General features: G+C 71.3%; 18 protein-coding genes. 13 read left to right on the top strand and 5 right to left on the bottom strand.

Annotated elements, in window-relative coordinates:
- Window positions 1–26: 26 nt before the first annotated feature.
- Together ilvC and serA are read left to right on the top strand one after the other, a co-directional pair.
- Complete coding sequence (gene ilvC / locus AB0E77_RS24905) at window positions 27–1025, top strand: ketol-acid reductoisomerase (RefSeq protein WP_019329769.1); 999 nt, start codon at window positions 27–29, stop codon at window positions 1023–1025.
- A gap of 427 nt (window positions 1026–1452) precedes the next feature.
- Window positions 1453–3042 carry a phosphoglycerate dehydrogenase gene (gene serA / locus AB0E77_RS24910; RefSeq protein WP_361574132.1) on the top strand — a complete coding sequence of 530 codons (1590 nt, stop codon included), beginning with the start codon at window positions 1453–1455 and terminating at the stop codon, window positions 3040–3042.
- An 8-nt stretch (window positions 3043–3050) separates the two neighbouring features.
- Here serA and AB0E77_RS24915 read toward each other — a convergent pair whose 3' ends face one another.
- Window positions 3051–4598, bottom strand: a complete 1548-nt coding sequence (locus tag AB0E77_RS24915; RefSeq protein WP_361574134.1) for an MFS transporter — start codon at window positions 4596–4598, stop codon at window positions 3051–3053.
- An 83-nt stretch (window positions 4599–4681) separates the two neighbouring features.
- Here AB0E77_RS24915 and AB0E77_RS24920 point away from each other — a divergent pair, with 83 nt between their 5' ends.
- Window positions 4682–5272, top strand: coding sequence for a TetR/AcrR family transcriptional regulator (locus tag AB0E77_RS24920; RefSeq protein WP_361574135.1), 591 nt, complete (start codon window positions 4682–4684; stop codon window positions 5270–5272).
- Here AB0E77_RS24920 and AB0E77_RS24925 read toward each other — a convergent pair.
- Entirely contained in the window at window positions 5253–6512 is a 1260-nt protein-coding gene (locus AB0E77_RS24925; protein WP_361574137.1) for a helix-turn-helix domain-containing protein, read from the bottom strand. The genes AB0E77_RS24920 and AB0E77_RS24925 overlap by 20 nt on opposite strands.
- 143 nt (window positions 6513–6655) lie before the next feature.
- Here AB0E77_RS24925 and AB0E77_RS24930 point away from each other — a divergent pair, with 143 nt between their 5' ends.
- Window positions 6656–7582, top strand: coding sequence for a proline dehydrogenase family protein (locus AB0E77_RS24930; protein WP_361574139.1), 927 nt, complete (start codon window positions 6656–6658; stop codon window positions 7580–7582).
- Between the two features lie 49 nt (window positions 7583–7631).
- Window positions 7632–9263 carry an L-glutamate gamma-semialdehyde dehydrogenase gene (gene pruA / locus AB0E77_RS24935; protein WP_361574141.1) on the top strand — a complete coding sequence of 544 codons (1632 nt, stop codon included), beginning with the start codon at window positions 7632–7634 and terminating at the stop codon, window positions 9261–9263.
- 79 nt (window positions 9264–9342) lie between these two features.
- Here the strand turns inward: pruA and AB0E77_RS24940 are convergent, their stop codons facing one another.
- Window positions 9343–9549, bottom strand: coding sequence for a DUF5988 family protein (locus AB0E77_RS24940; RefSeq protein WP_361574143.1), 207 nt, complete (start codon window positions 9547–9549; stop codon window positions 9343–9345).
- A 338-nt stretch (window positions 9550–9887) separates the two neighbouring features.
- Here AB0E77_RS24940 and AB0E77_RS24945 point away from each other — a divergent pair, with 338 nt between their 5' ends.
- The 3 genes from AB0E77_RS24945 (at window position 9888) to AB0E77_RS24955 (ending at window position 12499) form a co-directional block, all read left to right on the top strand.
- On the top strand, window positions 9888–10019 hold the full coding sequence (locus AB0E77_RS24945) for a hypothetical protein (RefSeq protein WP_272920560.1): 132 nt from the start codon (window positions 9888–9890) through the stop codon (window positions 10017–10019).
- Between the two features lie 87 nt (window positions 10020–10106).
- Window positions 10107–11150: a 3-isopropylmalate dehydrogenase gene (locus AB0E77_RS24950; protein WP_361574144.1), complete on the top strand. Its 1044-nt coding sequence runs from the start codon at window positions 10107–10109 to the stop codon at window positions 11148–11150.
- Window positions 11151–11410: 260 nt separating this feature from the next.
- A complete protein-coding gene (locus tag AB0E77_RS24955; protein ID WP_361574145.1) occupies window positions 11411–12499 on the top strand; it encodes a branched-chain amino acid aminotransferase in 1089 nt (362 codons plus the stop codon).
- A 212-nt stretch (window positions 12500–12711) separates the two neighbouring features.
- Here AB0E77_RS24955 and AB0E77_RS24960 read toward each other — a convergent pair whose 3' ends face one another.
- Window positions 12712–14199: a cytosine permease gene (locus tag AB0E77_RS24960; protein ID WP_361574146.1), complete on the bottom strand. Its 1488-nt coding sequence runs from the start codon at window positions 14197–14199 to the stop codon at window positions 12712–12714.
- 160 nt (window positions 14200–14359) lie between these two features.
- Between AB0E77_RS24960 and ureA the strand changes: the two genes are divergently transcribed.
- The 5 genes from ureA (at window position 14360) to cimA (ending at window position 20360) form a co-directional block, all read left to right on the top strand.
- The gene (gene ureA, locus AB0E77_RS24965) at window positions 14360–15064 is read left to right on the top strand and encodes an urease subunit gamma (protein WP_361574148.1); all 705 of its coding nucleotides are present in this window, start codon (window positions 14360–14362) and stop codon (window positions 15062–15064) included.
- The gene (locus AB0E77_RS24970) at window positions 15061–16773 is read left to right on the top strand and encodes an urease subunit alpha (RefSeq protein WP_361574150.1); all 1713 of its coding nucleotides are present in this window, start codon (window positions 15061–15063) and stop codon (window positions 16771–16773) included. The genes ureA and AB0E77_RS24970 overlap by 4 nt, the downstream gene beginning before the upstream one ends.
- Window positions 16774–16807: 34 nt before the next feature.
- On the top strand, window positions 16808–17827 hold the full coding sequence (locus tag AB0E77_RS24975; protein WP_361574152.1) for an agmatine deiminase family protein: 1020 nt from the start codon (window positions 16808–16810) through the stop codon (window positions 17825–17827).
- A gap of 10 nt (window positions 17828–17837) precedes the next feature.
- Entirely contained in the window at window positions 17838–18446 is a 609-nt protein-coding gene (locus AB0E77_RS24980) for a TetR/AcrR family transcriptional regulator (RefSeq protein WP_361574154.1), read from the top strand.
- A 309-nt stretch (window positions 18447–18755) separates the two neighbouring features.
- Window positions 18756–20360, top strand: coding sequence for a citramalate synthase (cimA, locus tag AB0E77_RS24985; protein WP_361574156.1), 1605 nt, complete (start codon window positions 18756–18758; stop codon window positions 20358–20360).
- A gap of 33 nt (window positions 20361–20393) precedes the next feature.
- Here the strand turns inward: cimA and AB0E77_RS24990 are convergent, their stop codons facing one another.
- Window positions 20394–21050 (bottom strand): SLATT domain-containing protein, encoded by a 657-nt coding sequence (locus AB0E77_RS24990; RefSeq protein WP_361574158.1) that lies wholly within the window; start codon window positions 21048–21050, stop codon window positions 20394–20396.
- Window positions 21051–21101 lie beyond the last annotated feature (51 nt).

Below are 21101 nucleotides of genomic sequence, written 5' to 3' on the forward strand. Positions count from 1 at the left end.
ACACCTGCACACAAGGAGATAACCCAGTGGCCGAGCTGTTCTACGACGCCGACGCCGACCTGTCCATCATCCAGGGCCGCAAGGTCGCGGTCATCGGGTACGGCAGCCAGGGCCACGCCCACGCCCTGTCGCTGCGCGACTCCGGTGTCGACGTGCGCGTCGGTCTGCACGAGGGCTCCAAGTCCAAGGCCAAGGCCGAGGAGCAGGGCCTGCGCGTGGTGAGCCCGTCCGAGGCCGCCGCCGAGGCCGACGTCATCATGATCCTCGTCCCGGACCCGATCCAGGCCGAGGTCTACGAGAAGGACATCAAGGACAACCTGAAGGACGGCGACGCGCTGTTCTTCGGTCACGGCCTGAACATCCGCTACGGCTTCATCAAGCCCCCGGCCGGCGTGGACGTCTGCATGGTCGCCCCCAAGGGCCCGGGCCACCTGGTGCGCCGTCAGTACGAGGAGGGCCGCGGCGTTCCCTGCATCGCCGCCGTCGAGCAGGACGCCTCGGGCAACGCCTTCGCGCTCGCCCTGTCGTACGCCAAGGGCATCGGCGGCACCCGCGCCGGCGTCATCAAGACGACCTTCACCGAGGAGACCGAGACCGACCTGTTCGGTGAGCAGGCCGTCCTCTGCGGTGGCACCGCGGCCCTGGTCAAGGCGGGCTTCGAGACCCTGACCGAGGCGGGCTACCAGCCGGAGATCGCCTACTTCGAGTGCCTGCACGAGCTGAAGCTGATCGTGGACCTCATGTACGAGGGCGGCCTGGAGAAGATGCGCTGGTCGATCTCCGAGACGGCCGAGTGGGGCGACTACGTCACCGGCCCTCGGATCATCACCGACGCCACCAAGGCCGAGATGAAGAAGGTCCTCGCCGAGATCCAGGACGGCACCTTCGCCAAGAACTGGATGGACGAGTACCACGGCGGTCTGAAGAAGTACAACGAGTACAAGAAGCAGGACTCCGAGCACCTGCTGGAGACCACCGGCAAGGAGCTGCGCAAGCTCATGAGCTGGGTCGACGAGGAGGCGTAAGCCTCACGGCCGAGGGGCCGGAGCGCATCGCTCCGGCCCCTTCGGCGAACCCGGGGTAACGTCGCAGGGGGCGGCGTTGTCCATCCCGTCCAGCCACGGACGGGTGATCCTTCCGCAGAGGCGCAGGACGCCCTCCGCCACGCCACTAGACTGCTGCACAACATACGCGTCAGGCTCACAGCGTCGTGCGTCTTCCACGCGGCCTAGCGACCCCGGAGAAGTGCAGGCACGTCCCCACGCCGCCCGGCACGCACTCCCGCCGCACCGGGCAAAGGCCCTGGTAGCTCCGCTACGAGGACCTTCGCCCGGCACGCCGAGAGCACGCACCGAACGACGCGGGAACGCACCGGCCCTTCCCCGGTGTCACTCCCCTCCACCGCCTGCGGCCGTCGGGACGGCCGTCCGCATTGGACTTGTGAGGACTCACGTGAGCTCGAAACCCGTCGTACTCATCGCTGAAGAGCTGTCGCCCGCGACCGTGGACGCGCTTGGCCCCGACTTCGAGATCCGCCACTGCAACGGCGCGGACCGGGCCGAACTGCTTCCCGCCATCGCCGACGTGGACGCGATCCTGGTCCGCTCCGCCACCAAGGTCGACGCCGAGGCCGTCGCCGCCGCGAAGAAGCTGAAGGTCGTCGCACGAGCCGGCGTCGGCCTGGACAACGTGGACGTCTCCGCCGCCACCAAGGCCGGCGTGATGGTCGTGAACGCGCCGACCTCCAACATCGTGACCGCCGCCGAGCTGGCCTGCGGTCTGCTCGTCGCCACCGCCCGCAACATCCCGCAGGCCAACGCCGCGCTGAAGAACGGCGAGTGGAAGCGCAGCAAGTACACCGGTGTCGAGCTGGCCGAGAAGACCCTCGGCGTCGTCGGCCTCGGCCGCATCGGCGCCCTGGTCGCGCAGCGCATGTCGGCCTTCGGCATGAAGGTCGTCGCCTACGACCCCTACGTGCAGCCCGCGCGGGCCGCGCAGATGGGTGTCAAGGTGCTGTCGCTGGACGAGCTGCTCGAGGTCTCCGACTTCATCACCGTCCACCTGCCCAAGACCCCCGAGACCCTCGGCCTGATCGGCGACGAGGCGCTGCGCAAGGTCAAGCCGAGCGTCCGCATCGTCAACGCCGCGCGCGGCGGCATCGTCGACGAGGAGGCGCTGTACTCGGCGCTCAAGGAGGGCCGCGTCGCCGGCGCCGGCCTCGACGTGTACGCCAAGGAGCCGTGCACCGACTCGCCGCTGTTCGAGTTCGACCAGGTCGTCTGCACCCCGCACCTCGGCGCCTCCACCGACGAGGCCCAGGAGAAGGCCGGCATCGCCGTCGCCAAGTCGGTGCGCCTCGCCCTCGCCGGTGAGCTGGTCCCCGACGCGGTGAACGTCCAGGGCGGTGTCATCGCCGAGGACGTCAAGCCGGGCCTGCCGCTCGCCGAGCGCCTCGGCCGCATCTTCACCGCGCTGGCCGGCGAGGTCGCCGTCCGCCTCGACGTCGAGGTCTACGGCGAGATCACCCAGCACGACGTGAAGGTGCTGGAGCTCTCCGCCCTCAAGGGCGTCTTCGAGGACGTCGTCGACGAGACCGTGTCCTACGTCAACGCCCCGCTGTTCGCGCAGGAGCGCGGTGTCGAGGTCCGCCTGACCACCAGCTCCGAGTCGGCCGACCACCGCAACGTGGTCACCGTGCGCGGCACCCTCTCCGACGGCCAGGAGGTCTCGGTCTCCGGCACGCTGGCCGGCCCGAAGCACGTCCAGAAGATCGTCGCTATCGGCGAGTACGACGTCGACCTGGCCCTCGCCGACCACATGGTCGTGCTGCGGTACGAGGACCGTCCGGGCGTCGTCGGCACCGTCGGCCGCGTCATCGGCGAGGCCGGGCTCAACATCGCCGGCATGCAGGTGGCCCGCGCGACCGTCGGCGGCGAGGCGCTGGCCGTCCTCACCGTCGACGACACCGTGCCCTCCCACGTGCTGGCCGAGGTCGCGTCGGAGATCGGCGCGGCCTCGGCCCGGTCGGTGAACCTGGTCTGACGTTCCCCTCACACGCCGGACGGGCTGAGCGACTCGGCCTGTCCGGCGTTCTCCGTGTCCGGCTGCGGACGCACCCGGATGTTCCGCAGTCCCCGCGCTGCCAGTCCCGCCGCCGCGACCAGCAGCAGCGCCCCCGCGAGCGCGGCGCCCCGCATCCCGTCGGTGAAGGCCTCACGTGCCGCCGTCGCCAGGGCGTCTCCCGCGCGCCCCGGCAGTTCGGCGGCGACGGCCAGCGCACCGCCCAGGGTCTCGCGGGCAGGCGCGGGGGCGTCCGCCGGGATGCCGTGGCGGTACAGGGCCGTGCCGATGGAACCGAGCGTGGCCATGCCCAGGGCGCCGCCGAACTCGGTGCCCGTCTCCAGCAGGGATGACGCCGCCCCCGCCTTCTCGACCGGGGTCGCACCCAGGGCCAGGTCGGTGAGCTGGGACATCACGACCACGATGCCGGCGGCCAGGACGCCGCACGCGGCCAGCACCAGCCACAGCGAGTCCGTGCCGGACAGGGCCAGCAGCCCGTAGCCGCCGGCGGCGACGAGGAAGCCGGCCGTCACGAGGTAGGCGCGTTCGACGCCGCGCTCGACCAACTGGGCGGCGACCGGCGCCGCCGCACCGATGAGCACCGACGGCAGCAGGCTCCACAGCGCGGCCTCCAGCGCGCTCATGCCCAGGACGGACTGCAGGTACTGGGTGCTGAAGTAGGCCGAGCCCATCATCCCGAAGGCCGACACGGTGTTGAGGACGAGCGCCGGGGCGAAGCCGTGCCCGCGGAAGAGGGCGGGCGAGACCATCGGCGAGGCCGCGGTGCGCTGGCGCCACACGAACAGCGCCGCGAACAGCAGGCCGACGGTGATCGAGACGACGTACCGGACGTTCCAGCCCTCGGCGGCCAGTTCCTTCACTCCGTAGATCACGGGCAGCACCGCCGCCAGCGACAGCGGGACGCTCGGCAGGTCGAAGCGGCCGGGGGAGGGGTTCTTCGACTCGGGGAGCAGGACCGGGCCGAGGACCAGCAGCAGGACCATCGCGGGCAGGTTGACCAGGAAGACCGAACCCCACCAGAAGTGCTCGACGAGCAGGCCGCTCATCACCGAGCCGAGGGCGATCCCGCCCGTCATCACCCCGGACCACAGCCCGATCGCCTTCGCCCGCTGGCCTGGGTCGGTGAACATCGTGCGGACCAGCGCCATGGTGGTCGGCATCAGCGTCGCGCCGCCGACGCCGAGGATCGCGCGGGCGGCGATCAGGGTCTCGGCCGTGTGGGCGTAGGCCGCCAGCAGCGAGGCGGCGCCGAAGGCGGCGGCGCCGACGAGCAGCAGCCTGCGGCGGCCGATGCGGTCGCCGAGCGAGCCCATCGTCATCAGCAGGCCGGCCAGGACGAAGCCGTAGATGTCGAAGATCCACAGCTGCTGGGTGCCGCTCGGGTCGAGGTCGGCGCTGATCTCCGGGATCGCGAAGTACAGGACGGAGACGTCCATCGAGACCAGGAGCAGCGGAAGCATCAGGACGGCCAGCGCGGTCCACTCACGACGCCCGGCGCGGGGCGAGTTCGTTGTCATGGCAGGAACTGTACGCACGTCTTATACGGCTGTCTAGAACATTGTTTAAGACGATCGTATGGAAGTGCGGGTAGGGTGGCGTCATGGGACACCGTGAGGATCTGCTCGAGGGCGCCAAGCGCTGCCTGCTCGAGAAGGGGTTCGCGCGCACGACCGCGCGGGACATCGTCAAGGAGTCGGGGACCAACCTGGCGTCCATCGGCTACCACTACGGCTCCAAGGACGTCCTGCTCGCGCAGGCGTACATCGAGCTGATCGAGGGGATGGGGGGCGCCTTCGAGGGGGAGGGCCCCGCCCTGGACGACACCGAGCCGGGCTCGGTCGAGCGGTTCCGGCAGGTGTGGTCCAACATCATCGGCACCATGCGGGAGCCCGGCTCCATCTGGCGCCTCAGCATGGAAGTGCTGGTCATGGGCGACCGGATGCCCGAGCTGCGCGACCACCTCGGCCGCGCCCAGCGCGAGGCCGGACGCGGCATCATCCCCCTCCTCATGGGCGGCCGGGAGGAGGACGTGACGGACGGGACGACGGACACCCTGGGCGCGCTCTACGTCACCCTGATGACCGGCCTCATCGCCCAGTGGACCTTCGACCCGAAGAGCGCCCCCGACGCCGACGCGCTGACCGAGGGGCTCCGGCAGGTGATCGAGGCCGCTACAGGCGACACGCCTTGAGCGCCATGTGCAGCAGCAGCCGGTCCTCGCCGTCGTCCAGGTCCAGGCCCGTGAGCTGCTCCACGCGGGAGAGCCGGTAGTACAGCGTCTGCCGGTGGATGCCCAGCTCGGCGGCGGTGCGGCCGGCCTGCCCGGCGCGGTCGAGGTAGACCTCGGCGGTGCGGGCCAGCTCACGGTGGGCGGGGGAGAGCAGTACCCGGACGGCGGGGTCGTGCGCGGAGCGCGGGGGCAGCGCGGCCAGCAGACGGAAGGGGCCGATCGACGCCCACTCGGCGACCGGGCCGAACCGCCCCTCGGCGAGCGCCGCGCGGGCCGCCGCCGACGCCTCCCACCAGGCGTCCGCCAGCTCGGCCAGCCCGGCGCGCGGCGCGGAGACGCCCGCCGCGACCGCGGCCGCGGCAGCCGGCCCCGCCGTCCCGCGCGCCCGTTCCAGCAGCCGCCCCGCCGCCGAGGCCGCCGGGGTCAGTACGTCCGTCGAGCGCAGCCGGACCAGCAGAGCCAGCGACCGGGCCGCCCCGCCCCACGGCACCGTGCACAGCGCCGTCGCCCCCGGCACCGTACGGACCGACGGCGCGTCGTCGGGATCGGCGGACGGCCAGGGGGCCACGCACACCACCGTGTGCAGGGCGTCCGCGCGGGGGCCGAGGGCGGTGCGCAGCTCGGCGACGGCCATGTCCCGCTGCCAGTCGCGCTCGGCGGTCAGCACGGCCCGCAGCTCCCGGCTGAGGTCGGCGCCGTGCTGCGCCTCGTCCGCCAGCAGCGCGCCGATCCGGCCCGTCACCTCCATGGCCGCCGCGAGCTGCCGCTCCGTCGGGCCCGGATCGGTGTCCAGGAGCCAGACGTACCCGAGGACCACCCCACGGTGCCGGACCGGGAGACAGATCCGCCCCCGGTACACCCCCGCCTCCGGGGTCGGCGGGATACGCACCGGGCCGGTCGCCCGGGTGATGCCGAAGCCCTCGAACCACGCCCTGACGGCCGCCGTCGAACGGCGGGTGAGGATCGAGCGGGTGCGGACCGGGTCCAGGACGGAGGGATCCAGCTCCCCCTCGCTGTCGTACGCGCCGAAGGCGATCAGCTCGAAGTCGCGGTTCTCCAGGGTCGCCGGGGCGCCCAGCAGCTCCGAGATCTCGTCGACCAGCTCCTGGTAGTCGCCCCGGGAGCCACCGGGGCCTGCCGCACCTCTGGAATCCGACGTCACCCGGGCATTCTGCCGCAATCGAGCGTGCCTTTCATACATCTGTCTGAGAACCGTGGCGCGGATGCGTGACAGCTGTCGATGGCCGACGATCGGGGGGATCCTTAGATTTCACGGTGGTTCTCCGTGCCGTTCCCGAAACGTCGGGTATCGGCCTTGTGTTGCTTGGTAAGTGGAGGTGCCCCGTGCTGGGTCCCGTGATTCTCGCCGCGTCGCGCAGCGACAAGATGCGACGTCTGGTCTCGGCCGCGCCGGTGACCAAGCCGGTCGTCGACCGGTTCATCCCCGGTGAGACGGTCGACGAGATCGTGCCGATCATCCAGGACCTCACCGGCAAGGGCCTCGAGCTGACGATGGACGTCGTCGGCGAGGACATCACCACCCCGGCGCAGGCCGAGGCCGCCCGCGACGCCTACCTGGAGCTGATCGACCAGCTCAAGCCGCTGGAGCTGGGCACCCGCGCCGAGATGTCCGTGAAGCTGTCCATGTTCGGACAGGCGCTGGACGGCGGCCACGAGCTGGCCCTGAAGAACGTCCGCCCGGTCGTCGAGGCCGCCGCCGAGATCGGCACCACGGTCACCCTGGACGCCGAGGACCACACCACCCTCGACTCGATGTTCGCCATCCACGAGGAGCTGCGGAAGGACTTCCCGCAGACCGGCTGCGTCATCCAGGCCTACCTCTTCCGCACCGAGGCCGACGCGCGCCGCCTCGCCGGCAGCGGCTCTCGCGTACGGTTGGTGAAGGGCGCCTACAAGGAGCCCGCAGAGGTCGCCTACCAGCAGAAGCACGAGATCGACAAGGCGTACGTCCGGATCCTGCGCACGCTGATGGAGGGCGAGGGCTACCCGATGATCGGGTCCCACGACCCCCGCCTGATCTCCATCGCCCAGGAGCTGGCCCGCACCGCCGGCCGCAAGCTCGACGAGTACGAGTTCCAGATGCTGTACGGCATCCGGAGCGACGAGCACCTGCGACTGGCCGCCGAGGGCCACCGCATGCGCGTCTACACCGCCTACGGCACCGACTGGTACGGCTACTTCATGCGCCGTCTGGCGGAGAAGCCGGCCAACCTCCGGTTCTTCGTCCGCTCGATGGTCACCAAGGGCTGAGCCCGCACCCGCTCGCACAACCCGCTGAAGTCAAGGAGTTACGGAACCCATGGACGCTGTGACCCAGGTCCCCGCCCCCGTCAACGAGCCGGTGCACGGCTACGCCCCCGGTTCTCCCGAGCGTGCCCGGCTGGAGGCCAAGCTCCGCGAGCTGGCCGACAATCCGATCGATCTGCCCTGCACCATCGGCGGCGTCAAGCGGATGGGCGGCGGTGAGCGCTTCGACGTCGTGCAGCCGCACAACCACAAGGCCCGCCTGGGCACCTACGCGAACGCCACCCGCCAGGACGCCCAGGACGCGGTCGACGCCGCCCTGGCCGCCGCCCCGGCGTGGCGCGCGATGTCCTTCGACGACCGCGCGGCGATCATCCTGCGCGCCGCCGAGCTGCTGTCCGGCCCGTGGCGGGAGACCATCGCCGCGTCCACCATGCTCGGCCAGTCCAAGACGGCCCAGCAGGCCGAGATCGACAGCCCCTGCGAGCTCGTCGACTTCTGGCGCTTCAACGTCCACTACGCCCGCAACATCCTGGCCGAGCAGCCCCCGGCCAACTCGCCGGGCGTGTGGAACCGTATGGACCACCGCCCGCTGGAGGGCTTCGTCTACGCGATCACGCCGTTCAACTTCAGCGCGATCGCGGCCAACCTGCCCACCGCCCCGGCCCTCATGGGCAACGTGGTGGTCTGGAAGCCGTCCCCGACGCAGACCCACGCCGCCGTGCTGCTCATGGAGCTGCTGGAGGAGGCCGGGCTGCCCAAGGGCGTCATCAACCTGGTCACCGGCGACGGCCTGGAGGTCTCCGAGGTCGCCCTGAACCACCGCGACCTGGCCGGCATCCACTTCACCGGCTCGACCAAGACCTTCCAGCACCTGTGGAAGACGGTCGGCAACAACATCGAGAAGTACCGCACCTACCCGCGTCTGGTCGGCGAGACCGGCGGCAAGGACTTCCTGGTCGCCCACCCGTCGGCCGACCGCGCGGTGCTCAAGACCGCCCTGACCCGCGGTGCCTTCGAGTACCAGGGCCAGAAGTGCAGCGCCACCTCCCGCGCGTACATCCCGGCGTCCATCTGGAACGACGGGTTCAAGGAGGAGTTCGCCGCCGAGGTCGACTACCTCACCATGGGTGACGTCACCGACCTGTCGAACTTCATGGGCGCCGTCATCGACGAGCGGTCCTTCGCCAAGAACAAGGCCGCCATCGACCGCGCCAAGGAGGACGCCGCCTGCACGATCGTCGCCGGCGGCTCCTACGACGACTCGGTCGGCTACTTCGTCCGCCCGACCGTGATCGAGTGCAGCGACCCGGAGAACGAGGTCTTCCGCACCGAGTACTTCGGCCCGATCCTCGCCGTGCACGTCTACGAGGACGACAAGTACGACGAGATGCTGACCCAGATGGAGTCGGTGTCCGACTACGCCCTCACCGGCTCGGTCATCTCCAACGACCGCGCGGCGGCGGCGTACACGATGGAGAAGCTGCGCTACGCGGCCGGCAACTTCTACATCAACGACAAGTCGACCGGCGCCGTCGTCGGCCAGCAGCCCTTCGGCGGCGGCCGTGCCTCCGGCACCAACGACAAGGCCGGTGCCCCGCAGAACCTGATGCGCTGGACCCTGACCCGCGCCATCAAGGAGACGCTGGTCGCGCCGACCGACTACACGTACCCGCACATGGGCTGACACCCGCACGCGAACGCCCGACGGGCCAGGTCCTGCGACCTGGCCCGTCGGCGTGTGAGGGGACCTCGCGGCTGCGCGCCTAGCCGGGCATCTCCGTCCGCTCCCACCACTCGTAGACCGGCAGCCGGCCCTCCGGTGTGTCCGCCTCGCGGCCGGCGCGCCGGAAGTGCTCGTAGCCGTTGCGCAGTTCGATCTTGACGTCCTCGCCGGTCGGCGGGACGGGGACGATCCGCTCGGGCAGGTCCTGCGGGCCGCCTTCGAGAAGTGCCTTGGCCGTGTCCGTCATGCCCGCACCGTTCCCGCTGCGGCGGCTCGTGCCACGCGCCGGGACCAAGGATCAGCCGTGTGGTGGACCGAAGGCGGCCGACCGGCGAGTCAGCAGGTCAGCGCGGTGTGACCGGGGCCGCCGTCTCAGATAGTAGGAAGTCCGAGTAATTGTGCAGACAGGCGCCCCCGGCTCCCTTAGCTTTGTAGGAGCCGAACGATCCGCTCCATCGAGCGAACGGCGGTCGTGAGCCGGGCCCTGTGCAGGCAATCCCTGCGGCCCCCTGGCTCCCCGCCCCCTCCGGCGTCTCGTAATCCCCTTTCCGCACTCCGCATCCGTGTCGAAGGAGTCGATCCCCCATGGCCGAGACGACCGTCCGCCGCCGAGTCCGCCACGCCTCCCGCACGAGCGACTCCGACCGCAAGAACGCCGCCGCCGCCCTCCAGCGCGCCCTCGACCGCCGGGACAACGGCGGCTCCACCGGCCACTGAGCACGGGCGCGGCCCCGGGTGACACCTGCGGTGTCCGTATGCCGGACGCCGCATGTCATCCCGTGGGACGAGGGGTAGGGTGCCGGCATGTCTCGCAGCCTCAATCTCGCAGTGATCCCGGGTGACGGCATCGGCCAGGAGGTCGTGGCCGAAGGCCTGAAGGTCCTCTCCGCCGTCCTTCCGCAGGATGTGAAGCTGGAGACCAAGGAGTTCGACTTCGGCGCCCGGCGGTACCACGCCACCGGTGAGACCCTCACCGACGCCGACCTCGACGCCCTCAAGGCCCACGACGCCATCCTGCTCGGCGCGATCGGCGACCCGTCGGTGCCGTCCGGAGTGCTGGAGCGTGGCTTCCTGCTCAAGCTCCGCTTCGCCTTCGACCACCATGTGAACCTGCGCCCGTCGAAGCTCCTCCCCGGTGTCGCCACCCCGCTCGCCGGCCAGCCGGAGATCGACTTCGTCGTCGTCCGGGAGGGCACCGAGGGCCCCTACACGGGCAACGGCGGCACGATCCGCAAGGGCACCGAGCACGAGGTCGCCACCGAGGTCTCCGTCAACACGGCCTACGGTGTCGAGCGCGTCGTCCGCGACGCCTTCGCCCGCGCCCAGGCCCGCCCGCGCAAGAAGCTGGCGCTCATCCACAAGAACAACGTGCTGACCTTCGCCGGTCACCTGTGGACGAACGTCTTCAACAAGGTGGCCGAGGAGTTCCCCGAGGTCACCACCGAGTACATGCACGTGGACGCGGCGACGATCTACCTCGTCACGCAGCCCGAGCGCTTCGACGTGATCGTCACCGACAACCTCTTCGGCGACATCATCACCGACCTCGCCGCGGCCGTCTCCGGCGGCATCGGCGTCGCCGCGAGCGGGAACATCAACCCGTCCGGCGAGTTCCCCTCGATGTTCGAGCCGGTGCACGGTTCCGCGCCCGACATCGCCGGTCAGGGCAAGGCCGACCCGACCGCCACGGTCCTGTCCGTCGCCCTGCTGCTGCGCCACCTCGGCCACGACGCCGAGGCGACCCGGATCGAGGAGGCCGTCGCCGCCGACCTCGGCGAGCGTGTCGGCAAGCCTGCCCGCAGCACCTCCGAGATCGGCGACGCGCTCGCCGTACGAGTAGCCGGCTGACCGGGCCGCGCACTCGAAACCCAACCTTTCGAAGCCGCCGGGTCCGAAAAACAAGGCACCCGGCGGCTTTCTCCTGCGTCCGCCAGGTGCGACCATCGAACCCTGGGCCGCATTCACCCTGTTTCACCCGTCGCCACACGCGCGCGATAATCGAACGCGAAGCCGCGACATGAGGGAATGCTCGGACGTCCTAACACCGGCCACCGGCCGTACGGGCGTGAACGCGGCCCGTCACGACAACCGGTGAAGGACATCAACCCATGACGACGCCCACGATCGAGCTCAAGCCGTCCGCCAACCCGCTCTCCGACGCCGAGCGGCAGGCGATCCTGGCCAACCCGGGGTTCGGCCGCCACTTCACCGATCACATGGTGACGATCAAGTGGACGGAGGGCCGCGGCTGGCACGACGGCCAGCTGGTCCCGTACGCCCCGCTCTCCCTCGACCCGGCCACCATGGTCCTGCACTACGCGCAGGAGATCTTCGAGGGCCTGAAGGCCTACCGCCGCCCCGACGGGTCCGTGGCCACCTTCCGTCCGGAGAAGAACGGCGCCCGCTTCCAGGCGTCCTCGCGCCGGCTCGGCATGCCCGAACTGCCGGTGGAGACCTTCATCGAGGCGTGCGACGCGCTGGTGGCGCAGGACGAGAAGTGGGTTCCGGCGCACGGCGGTGAGGAGTCCCTCTACCTGCGCCCGTTCATGATCGCGACCGAGGTCGGCCTGGGCGTGAAGCCGGCCAACGAGTACCTCTTCATCGTCATCGCCTCCCCGGCCGGCGCCTACTTCCCGGGCGGCGTCAAGCCGGTCTCCATCTGGGTCTCCGAGGACCGCGTCCGCGCCGTCCCCGGCGGCATGGGCGACGCCAAGACCGGCGGCAACTACGCCGCGTCGCTGCTCGCGCAGGCGGAGGCGGCGGCGAAGGGCTGCGACCAGGTCTGCTACCTCGACGCGATCGAGCGCAAGTGGGTCGAGGAACTCGGCGGGATGAACCTGTACTTCGTGTACGGCAACAAGATCATCACGCCGTCCCTCACGGGGTCCATCCTGGAGGGCGTCACCCGGGACTCCCTGCTCACCGTCGCCCGTGACCTCGGCTACGAGGCCGAGGAGGGGCGCGTCTCGGTGGAGCAGTGGCAGCGGGACTCGGAGAACGGCAGCCTCACGGAGGTCTTCGCGTGCGGTACGGCGGCGGTGATCACGCCGGTCGGCACGGTGAAGCGGGAGGGCGCCCAGTGGCAGCAGAGCGGGGGCGAGCCGGGTGAGGTGACGCAGCGCCTGCGGAGTGCGCTGCTGGACATTCAGCGGGGGACGGTCGAGGACAAGCACGGGTGGATGCACCGGCTGGCGTAGGGCCCCCGCCGCCGGCGCGGGCGAGGTCCGGGGGCTCCGTCCCCGGCCCCCCGGGCCTGTGCGCACCCAGCGCCCGACTCCCTCGGCCGGGAAGCGGGCCGAGCCGTCCGCCGGCGTGAACGCCGCCCGCGCCTCCTCCAGCCCGAACCCCAACCGACCCGGGCGGCCGAGAAGGGGTCCGGCGCTCGGCTCGGGCGGGCGGGCACTCGCGTTTACGCGGGCTCGCTGTGTGACTCGGTCGGCCGGGAAGCGGCCCCGCCGCTCGACTCGGTCCGCCGGGTGGCGGGCGGCGTCGCCTCGGCCTCCCGTGTCGCAGGCGCAGCCGTACTGTGCGTCGACAGCGCGTACACCACGCCGCCCACCAGCCCCGACAGCAGGAAGCTGCAGTCCACGCCGCCGGTGAGGGACAGCAGCGGGCCCTCGTACTCCGGCAGGGACACCGCCAGGACGCCGACGAGTGCGCCCGCCGACCAGGCGGTCGTGGCCGGGACGTTCCATCCCGACCGGTACCAGTAGATCCCGCCGCGGGCCCGCCGGTTGAACACCTGGAGGGCGTCCGCGTCGTACCGCCCGCCGGAGCGGACGAAGCCGATGAGGGTGATGACCGCCCAGGGCGTGCCGATGGCCGTGAGCAGCAGGACGAACGACGTCATCGCCGACTGGGCGTCCCACGCGTAGTGCCCGGCGAAGACACAGGCCGTGGCGACGACGGCGACGGTGACGGTCGCCCGCGCACGGGAGGCGCGCGGCAGGATGGCGTCCAGGTCCAGGCCCATCGAGTACAGCATCAGCCCCGCGTTGCCGACCGACCCCGCGGAGGCGGCGAGCAGAAGCGGCACCAGGTACCAGCCGGGGGAGGCGTCGACCAGCGGACCGGCGTAGTCCAGCGCGGCTCGCGCCGCGTACGCGGTGAAGGTGCCGAAGAGCTGCGGCACCAGCAGGCCGAGCAGCAGCCCCAGCCAGGTCGCGTGCAGGACCCGGCGGGAGGAGAAGCGGGCCGGGGAGATGTAGCGGGTGTAGTCGCCGAGCAGCGTGATGAAGGCGATCGGTCCGGACAGCCCGGCCGCCACGGCGGACAGCAGCCACGTGGGCCAGAACCCGCCCAGCAGATAACCGCCCGCGTCCGGCAGCGCGGCGGTCGTGAAGTCGGGGGCGTAGGCGATCACGCCGAGGACCAGCAGTGCCGTCATGGTGAAGGCCAGCACGCGCGACATGGCGAGCAGCACCCGGTAGCCGTAGACCGCGCCCGCGACGGTCGCCGCCGCCAGCAGCCCGTAGACCACGGCGTACGAGGCACCGCCGGCCGGCAGTCCGAAGAGCCGGCCGAGCACGCCGACCATGACGTCACCGCCGATCCACACGGTCAGCGCGGTGTAGCCGAGGGCCAGCAGCAGGCCGACCACCGAGCCGACCAGCCGGCCACGCACCCCGAACTGGGCGCCGGACGACGTCGACAGGTTGGTCGCCGTGCGCAGCGAGACCAGCGCGAGCGGTGCCGTGAACAGCGTGCCGACGACCGTCCCCGCCACCACCGAGCTGACCGAGGCCCACCAGTCGAGGCCGAAGGACGGCGGGAGCCAGCCGAAGACGATCACGCCCAGGCAGAGGTTGGATCCCAGCAGGATCGAGACCAGGTCCCGGGGGCCGCTGGTGCGTTCCGCCTCGGGGATGGTGTCGACACCGCGCTGTTCTATCGGCATGGCTGGTCTCCTTCGACGGCCGCCAGATGTCTAGAGCGACGTTTGTTTAGAACGACGTTCAATGTGACGTCTGCCAAGGCTCTTCGTCAACGGTTCCGCACCTCGTACTCGACGTTTAGAGTGGTGCTCTAATTCATCGAAGGCAAGGAGGTGCCGCGTCGTGAGACTGACTCCCACGGAACGTGACCGGCTGCTGCTCTTCGGAGCCGCCGAACTGGCGCGTGCCCGCCGGGCCAGAGGGCTCCGCCTGAACGTCCCCGAGGCGACGGCCCTGATCGCGGACACCGTGTGCGAGGCCGCCCGCGACGGTGCGCGCCTCGCCGAGGCGATCGAGCGCGCCCGGTCCGTGCTCGGCCCCGACGACGTGCTGCCCGGGGTCGCCGACGTGGTCACCGAGGTGCACGTGGAGGCGGTCTTCGACGACGGCTCCCGGCTCGCGGTCGTCTCCGACCCCCTCGGCGCGGGGCTGGGGGACCGGGCCCCGGGCGCGCTGCTGCCCGGCCCGCAGCACGCCGAGCCCGAGGCGGTGGTCCGGCTGGCCGTCACCAACACCGCCACCGTCCCGGTCTCCGTCACCTCCCACTTCCACTTCTTCGAGGCCAACCCGCGGCTGGACTTCGACCGCGAGCGGGCCTACGGCATGCGCCTGGCCGTACCCGCCGGGTCGTCCGTCCGCTTCGGCCCGGGGGAGAGCGCCGAGGTCGGGCTCGTGCCAGTCGGCGGGCGCCGCGTCGCGATCGGGTTCGCCGGTCTGGTCGACGGCCCGCTGGACGCGCCGGGCGCCAAGGAGGAGGCCCTGCGCCGGGCCGCCGCCTGCGGCTACCTCGGCATCACGACAACACCTGAGCAGGAGGTCGGGCGATGAGCCGTCCAGGAGGCCACCCCGCCGAGGCCCGCCGCCTCACCCCGTACGAGTACGCCGCCACCCACGGGCCGGGCGCCGGCGACCGCATCCGGCTCGGCGACTCGGGACTGACGGTCCGCGTCGAGTCCGACGCCCAGCGCTACGGCGACGAGTTCCTCGCCGGCTTCGGCAAGACCGCCCGCGACGGACTGCACCTCAAGGCCGCCGCCGTGCGCGAGACCTGCGACGTCGTCATCAGCAACGTCGTCGTGATCGACGCGGCGCAGGGGATCCGGAAGGTCTCCATCGGCATCCGCGAGGGCCGGATCTGCTCCATCGGCCGGGCCGGCAACCCCGACACCCTCGACGGCGTGGACGTCGTGGTCGGCACGGGCACGTCCATCGTCTCCGGTGAGGGCCTCATCGCCACCGCCGGAGCCGTGGACACCCATGTCCACCTGCTCTCCCCGCGCATCATGGAGGCGTCGCTCGCGTCCGGCGTGACGACGGTCATCGGCCAGGAGTTCGGCCCCGTGTGGGGCGTCGGCGTCAACTCGCCCTGGGCACTGAAGCACGCCTTCGGCGCGTTCGACGCCTGGCCGGTCAACATCGGCTTCCTCGGCCGGGGTTCCTCCTCCCACGAGGCGCCTCTGATCGAGGCGCTGGCCGAGGGCGGGGCGTCCGGCTTCAAGGTGCACGAGGACATGGGCGCCCACACGCGCGCCCTCGACACCGCACTGCGCGTCGCCGAGGAGCACGACGTCCAGGTCGCCCTGCACAGCGACGGCCTCAACGAGTGCCTCTCCGTGGAGGACACCCTGCGCGTCCTGGAGGGCCGCACCATCCACGCCTTCCACATCGAGGGCTGCGGCGGCGGGCACGTCCCCAACGTGCTGAAGATGGCCGGCGTCCCCAACGTCATCGGCTCCTCCACCAACCCCACCCTGCCCTTCGGGCGGGACGCGGTCGCCGAGCACTACGGCATGATCGTCTCCGTCCACGACCTCAAGACCGACCTGCCCGGCGACGCCGCCATGGCCCGCGACCGCATCCGCGCCGGGACCATGGGCGCCGAGGACGTGCTGCACGACCTGGGCGCGATCGGCATCACCTCCTCCGACGCGCAGGGCATGGGCCGGGCCGGGGAGACGGTCCGCCGCACCTTCGCGATGGCCGGCAAGATGAAGGCCGAGTTCGGCGCCCCCGACGACGACAACGACAACGAGCGCGTCCTGCGCTACATCGCCAAGCTGACCATCAACCCCGCCATCGCCCACGGGCTCTCCCACGAGGTCGGCTCCATCGAAACCGGCAAGCTCGCCGACATCGTCCTGTGGCGCCCGGAGTACTTCGGCGCCAAGCCGCAGCTCGTCCTCAAGTCCGGCTTCCCGGCCTACGGCGTGGTCGGCGACCCGAACGCGGCCACCGACACCTGCGAACCCCTCGTGCTCGGCCCGCAGTTCGGCGCGCACGGCGCCACCCCCGCCGAGATCTCCGTCGCCTTCGTCGCGCAGGCCGCCGTCGACCAGGGGCACGACACCATGCCGACCCGCAGGCGAAGGGTCGCCGTGCGCGGCACCCGCGGCATCGGACCGGCCGACCTGCGGCTGAACTCCCGTACCGGACACGTCGACGTCGACCAGCGCACCGGACTGGTCACCCTCGACGGCGACCCGCTGCGCTCCGCACCGGCCGACTCCGTCTCCCTCAACCGCCTCTACTTCCTCTGACCCCCCGGTTCCTCCGACCTCCTGGGACACCTCCATGACCTACCGCATGCCCCCCGAGTGGGCCCCGCACGAACGCACCTGGATGGCCTGGCCCGGCCCCAACCCGACGTTCACGAACGACGAGGAGCTGGCCGAGGCCCGGGCGGCCTGGGCGTCCGTCGCCCGCGCGGTGCGCCGCTTCGAGCCGGTGACCGTGGTGCACGGGCCCGGTCAGGGCGACAGCGCGCGCGAGCTGCTCGGCCCGGACGTCGATCTGGTGGAGCGCGAGCTGGACGACGCCTGGATGCGGGACATCGGCCCGACCTTCGTGACGGACGGGCAGGGCGGTCTGGCCGCCGTGGACTGGGTGTTCAACGGCTGGGGCGCCCAGGACTGGGCCCGCTGGGAGCACGACGCCAAGATCGCCCGCCATGTCGCGGACCTCGCCGGCGTCCCCGCCCTGAGCAGCGCACTCGTCAACGAGGGCGGCGCGATCCACGTCGACGGCGAGGGCACCGTCCTGCTGACCGACACCGTCCAGCTCGGCTCCGGCCGCAATCCCGGCTGGAGCCGCGAGGAGGTCGAGGCGGAGATCCACGCCAGGCTCGGCACCACCAAGGCGATCTGGCTCCCGCACGGCCTCGCCGGCGACTACGGCATGTACGGCACCCAGGGCCACGTCGACATCGTCGCGGCCTTCGCGCGGCCGGGCACCGTCGTCGTGCACAGCCAGCGCGACCCCCGCCACCCCGACCACGCCCGCTCCCAGCTCTACCTGGACATCCTGCGGGGCCAGACGGACGCCAGGGGCCGTCGCCTGGAAGTCGTCGAGATCCCCGCCCCGACCGTCCTGACGGACGAGGAGGGCGACTGGGTCGACTACTCGTACATCAACCACTACCTGTGCAACGGCGGCGTCGTGCTGTGCGCCTTCGACGACCCGAACGACGAAATCGCGGCCGGCATCTTCCGCCGTCTGTTCCCCGAGCGCACCGTGACCCTCGTGGACGCCCGTACGATCTTCGCGAGCGGTGGAGGCATCCACTGCATCACCCAGCAGCAGCCGAGGATCTAGGAGCAGCGACATGGCCGGTGGTGGGCGCAGGCAGGCCCCGCCGCGTGAGAACGTGCTCGCCGCCGCCATGGAGATGATCGCCGAGCGCGGCCTGGAGAAGCTCACCATGGCGGCGCTCGGCCGCGAGGTCGGCATGAGCAGCGGCCACCTCCTCTACTACTTCCACTCCAAGGACGAGCTGCTGCTGCGCACCCTGGAGTGGAGCGAGGGCCGCCTCGGCGCGGAGCGCGCCCGCCTGCTCACCCGCACCGGTACGGCCCGCGAACGCCTAGACGCCTATGTCGACCTCTATGTGCCCGACGGCCACCGCGACCCGCACTGGACGCTGTGGCTGGAGGTGTGGAACCGCTCGCAGACCGCTGCCGTCGAATCCGGCGCCCGCGACCGCCAGGCGGCCATCGAGGGCGCCTGGCACCGCGACCTCGTCGCCCTGCTCGCCGAGGGCGTCTCGCGCGGCGAGTTCCGCCCCGTCGACCCCGATCGGTTCGCGGCCCGCCTGCGAGCCCTCCTCGACGGCTTCGCCATCCACGTCGCCATCGGGCTGCGCGGCACGGACCGGGCGCAGGTCCTCGGTCACGTGGGGGAGTTCCTCGCCGACGGTCTGTACGCGGAGCCCTGACGCGGACGCCTCCGGCTCGCATCCTGAGACGGACGGTGAGAAGGGGGACGGACTGTGCCAGACTTCCCCCGTGCTCTCGTTCGCCATGATTATTGGCAGCAGGCGCGCCGGTCCGCAGTGACCACCACGTACGACCAGGTACGGGTGGCCACCGTCGTCCTCGACCCGCGCGCAGACCTCTCGCACCCGCGAGGGGTTTTTCGTTTTCCTGGCCCACCTCCAGCCGGGAAGAGAGCGCGAGGGATCATAGATGGACGGTGGAGCCGGTCATTCCGGTTGACCGAGATCCCCTACAGGAGCCTTCAGATCATGACCGCAACCAGCGAACTCGACGATTCGTTCCACGTCTTCGACACCACCCTGCGCGACGGCGCGCAGCGCGAGGGCATCAACCTCACGGTCGCGGACAAGCTGGCCATCGCACGGCACCTGGACGACTTCGGTGTGGGCTTCATCGAGGGCGGCTGGCCCGGCGCGAACCCGCGTGACACCGAGTTCTTCGCCCGCGCCCAGCAGGAGATCGACTTCCGGCACGCCCAGCTGGTCGCCTTCGGCTCCACCCGCCGCGCCGGAACGACCGCCGCCGAGGACCCGCAGGTCAGGGCGCTGCTGGAGTCCGGCGCCCAGGTGATCACACTGGTCGCCAAGTCCCACGACCGGCACGTCGAACTGGCGCTGCGCACCACGCTCGACGAGAACCTGGCCATGGTCGCGGACACGGTCGCCCACCTGAAGGCCCAGGGCCGCCGGGTCTTCGTCGACTGCGAGCACTTCTTCGACGGCTACCGCGCCAACCCCGCCTACGCCAAGGCCGTCGTCCGCGCCGCCTCCGAGGCGGGCGCCGACGTCGTCGTCCTGTGCGACACCAACGGCGGCATGCTCCCGGCGCAGATCCAGGCCGTGGTCGCCACGGTGCTGGCCGACACCGGCGCCCGGCTCGGCATCCACGCCCAGGACGACACCGGCTGCGCGGTCGCCAACACCCTCGCCGCGGTCGACGCGGGCGCGACCCACGTCCAGTGCACGGCGAACGGCTACGGCGAGCGCGTCGGCAACGCCAACCTGTTCCCGGTGGTCGCCGCCCTGGAGCTGAAGTACGGCAAGCAGGTGCTCCCCGAGGGCCGGCTGCGCGAGATGACCCGCATCTCCCACGCCATCGCCGAGGTCGTCAACCTCACCCCCTCCACGCACCAGCCCTACGTCGGCGTCTCCGCCTTCGCGCACAAGGCCGGCCTGCACGCCTCCGCGATCAAGGTCGACCCGGACCTGTACCAGCACATCGACCCCGAGCTGGTCGGCAACACCATGCGCATGCTGGTCTCCGACATGGCCGGCCGCGCCTCCATCGAGCTCAAGGGCAGGGAACTCGGCATCGACCTCGGCGGCGACCGGGAACTGGTCGGCCGGGTCGTCGAGCGGGTCAAGGAGCGCGAGCTCGAGGGCTACACGTACGAGGCCGCGGACGCCAGCTTCGAACTCCTCCTGCGCGGGGAGGCCGAGGGCAGGAAGCCGGAGTACTTCGAGGTCGAGTCCTGGCGCGCGATCGTCGAGGACCGCCCCGACGGCACCCACGCCAACGAGGCCACCGTGAAACTGTGGGCCAAGGGCGAGCGCATCGTCGCCACGGCCGAGGGCAACGGCCCGGTCAACGCCCTGGACCGCGCCCTGCGCGTGGCCCTGGAGAAGATCTACCCGGAGCTCGCCAAGCTCGACCTGGTCGACTACAAGGTCCGCATCCTGGAGGGCGTGCACGGCACCCAGTCCACGACCCGCGTCCTCATCTCCACGTCCGACGGGACGGGCGAGTGGTCGACGGTCGGCGTCGCGGACAACGTCATCGCCGCCTCCTGGCAGGCCCTGGAGGACGCGTACACGTACGGCCTGCTGCGCGCGGGGGTCGCACCGGCCAAGTAGCACGGGCACCGGCCGGCCCGGGCGCGCCCGCCGTCACAGGACCGGGTCGCGGGTGCGCTGCGTCTGGTCGGCTGTCCGCTCACGCCCGGGCAGCCGGTCCAGCCGGAACACGCCGGCCGGGCCCGGCCGCTGGCCGGAGGCGTGCGCGGTGGAACGGGTGAGCTCCTCCATCCCGTCCGCCAGATAGCCGACCCAGGCCGCGCTCTCCTCCTCCATGAGGCGCTGGGCGTCCGCGCGCAGCCGCTCGATCACTCCCAGGAGGGCGGCCGTCTCCTTGTCACTGGGCGATTCCGTGCTCTTGAGGAAGTGCTGGGCCCATTCGGCCTGCGCCCGCTTGAGCACCTGCTGCAACGCCAGTTCGGTGCGTATGTAGCGGGTCCATGACGCCGAGAAGCCGAAGATCCGGTCGAAGAGCACGCAGCCCGCGCCCCCGGCCAGGAAGACGAACCCCCATTCGGCCGGGACGGCCGTCGGGTCGGCCGCGTGCACCAGCGGGGTGATGGTGCCGACGATGCCCAGCAGCGCGGCGAGGGCGCGCAGCGAGCGCGACCACCGGGAGGGACCGCGGCGCCGCGCCAGGTACCAGCCGATGGCCTTGGTGACCTCGCCCTCCGCGTGCCGGAACAGCTCCCACAGCACATCGGCCCGCGGGCGTGACCGGTCCAGTTCGGTCAGTTCTGCGACTGTCATGTCCGCGGCCCTGCGCTTGCCGAGCATGCCCGCCCCCGTCCACCCCTGTGA

Source organism: Streptomyces sp. NPDC032940 (genome assembly GCF_040636935.1).
GTDB lineage: Bacteria > Actinomycetota > Actinomycetes > Streptomycetales > Streptomycetaceae > Streptomyces.

Bases quoted from the DNA above. Each gene is read 5' to 3' on its own strand.
- AB0E77_RS24955 (WP_361574145.1), top strand. From the start codon at position 11,411: ATGACGACGCCCACGATCGAGCTCAAGCCGTCCGCCAACCCGCTCTCC.
- AB0E77_RS24945 (WP_272920560.1), top strand. From the start codon at position 9,888: ATGGCCGAGACGACCGTCCGCCGCCGAGTCCGCCACGCCTCCCGCACG.
- AB0E77_RS24950 (WP_361574144.1), top strand. From the start codon at position 10,107: ATGTCTCGCAGCCTCAATCTCGCAGTGATCCCGGGTGACGGCATCGGC.
- AB0E77_RS24990 (WP_361574158.1), bottom strand. From the start codon at position 21,050: ATGACAGTCGCAGAACTGACCGAACTGGACCGGTCACGCCCGCGGGCC.
- AB0E77_RS24960 (WP_361574146.1), bottom strand. From the start codon at position 14,199: ATGCCGATAGAACAGCGCGGTGTCGACACCATCCCCGAGGCGGAACGC.
- AB0E77_RS24975 (WP_361574152.1), top strand. From the start codon at position 16,808: ATGACCTACCGCATGCCCCCCGAGTGGGCCCCGCACGAACGCACCTGG.
- AB0E77_RS24970 (WP_361574150.1), top strand. From the start codon at position 15,061: ATGAGCCGTCCAGGAGGCCACCCCGCCGAGGCCCGCCGCCTCACCCCG.
- pruA (WP_361574141.1), top strand. From the start codon at position 7,632: ATGGACGCTGTGACCCAGGTCCCCGCCCCCGTCAACGAGCCGGTGCAC.
- AB0E77_RS24940 (WP_361574143.1), bottom strand. From the start codon at position 9,549: ATGACGGACACGGCCAAGGCACTTCTCGAAGGCGGCCCGCAGGACCTG.
- AB0E77_RS24920 (WP_361574135.1), top strand. From the start codon at position 4,682: ATGGGACACCGTGAGGATCTGCTCGAGGGCGCCAAGCGCTGCCTGCTC.
- AB0E77_RS24980 (WP_361574154.1), top strand. From the start codon at position 17,838: ATGGCCGGTGGTGGGCGCAGGCAGGCCCCGCCGCGTGAGAACGTGCTC.
- AB0E77_RS24925 (WP_361574137.1), bottom strand. From the start codon at position 6,512: ATGTATGAAAGGCACGCTCGATTGCGGCAGAATGCCCGGGTGACGTCG.
- cimA (WP_361574156.1), top strand. From the start codon at position 18,756: ATGACCGCAACCAGCGAACTCGACGATTCGTTCCACGTCTTCGACACC.
- AB0E77_RS24915 (WP_361574134.1), bottom strand. From the start codon at position 4,598: ATGACAACGAACTCGCCCCGCGCCGGGCGTCGTGAGTGGACCGCGCTG.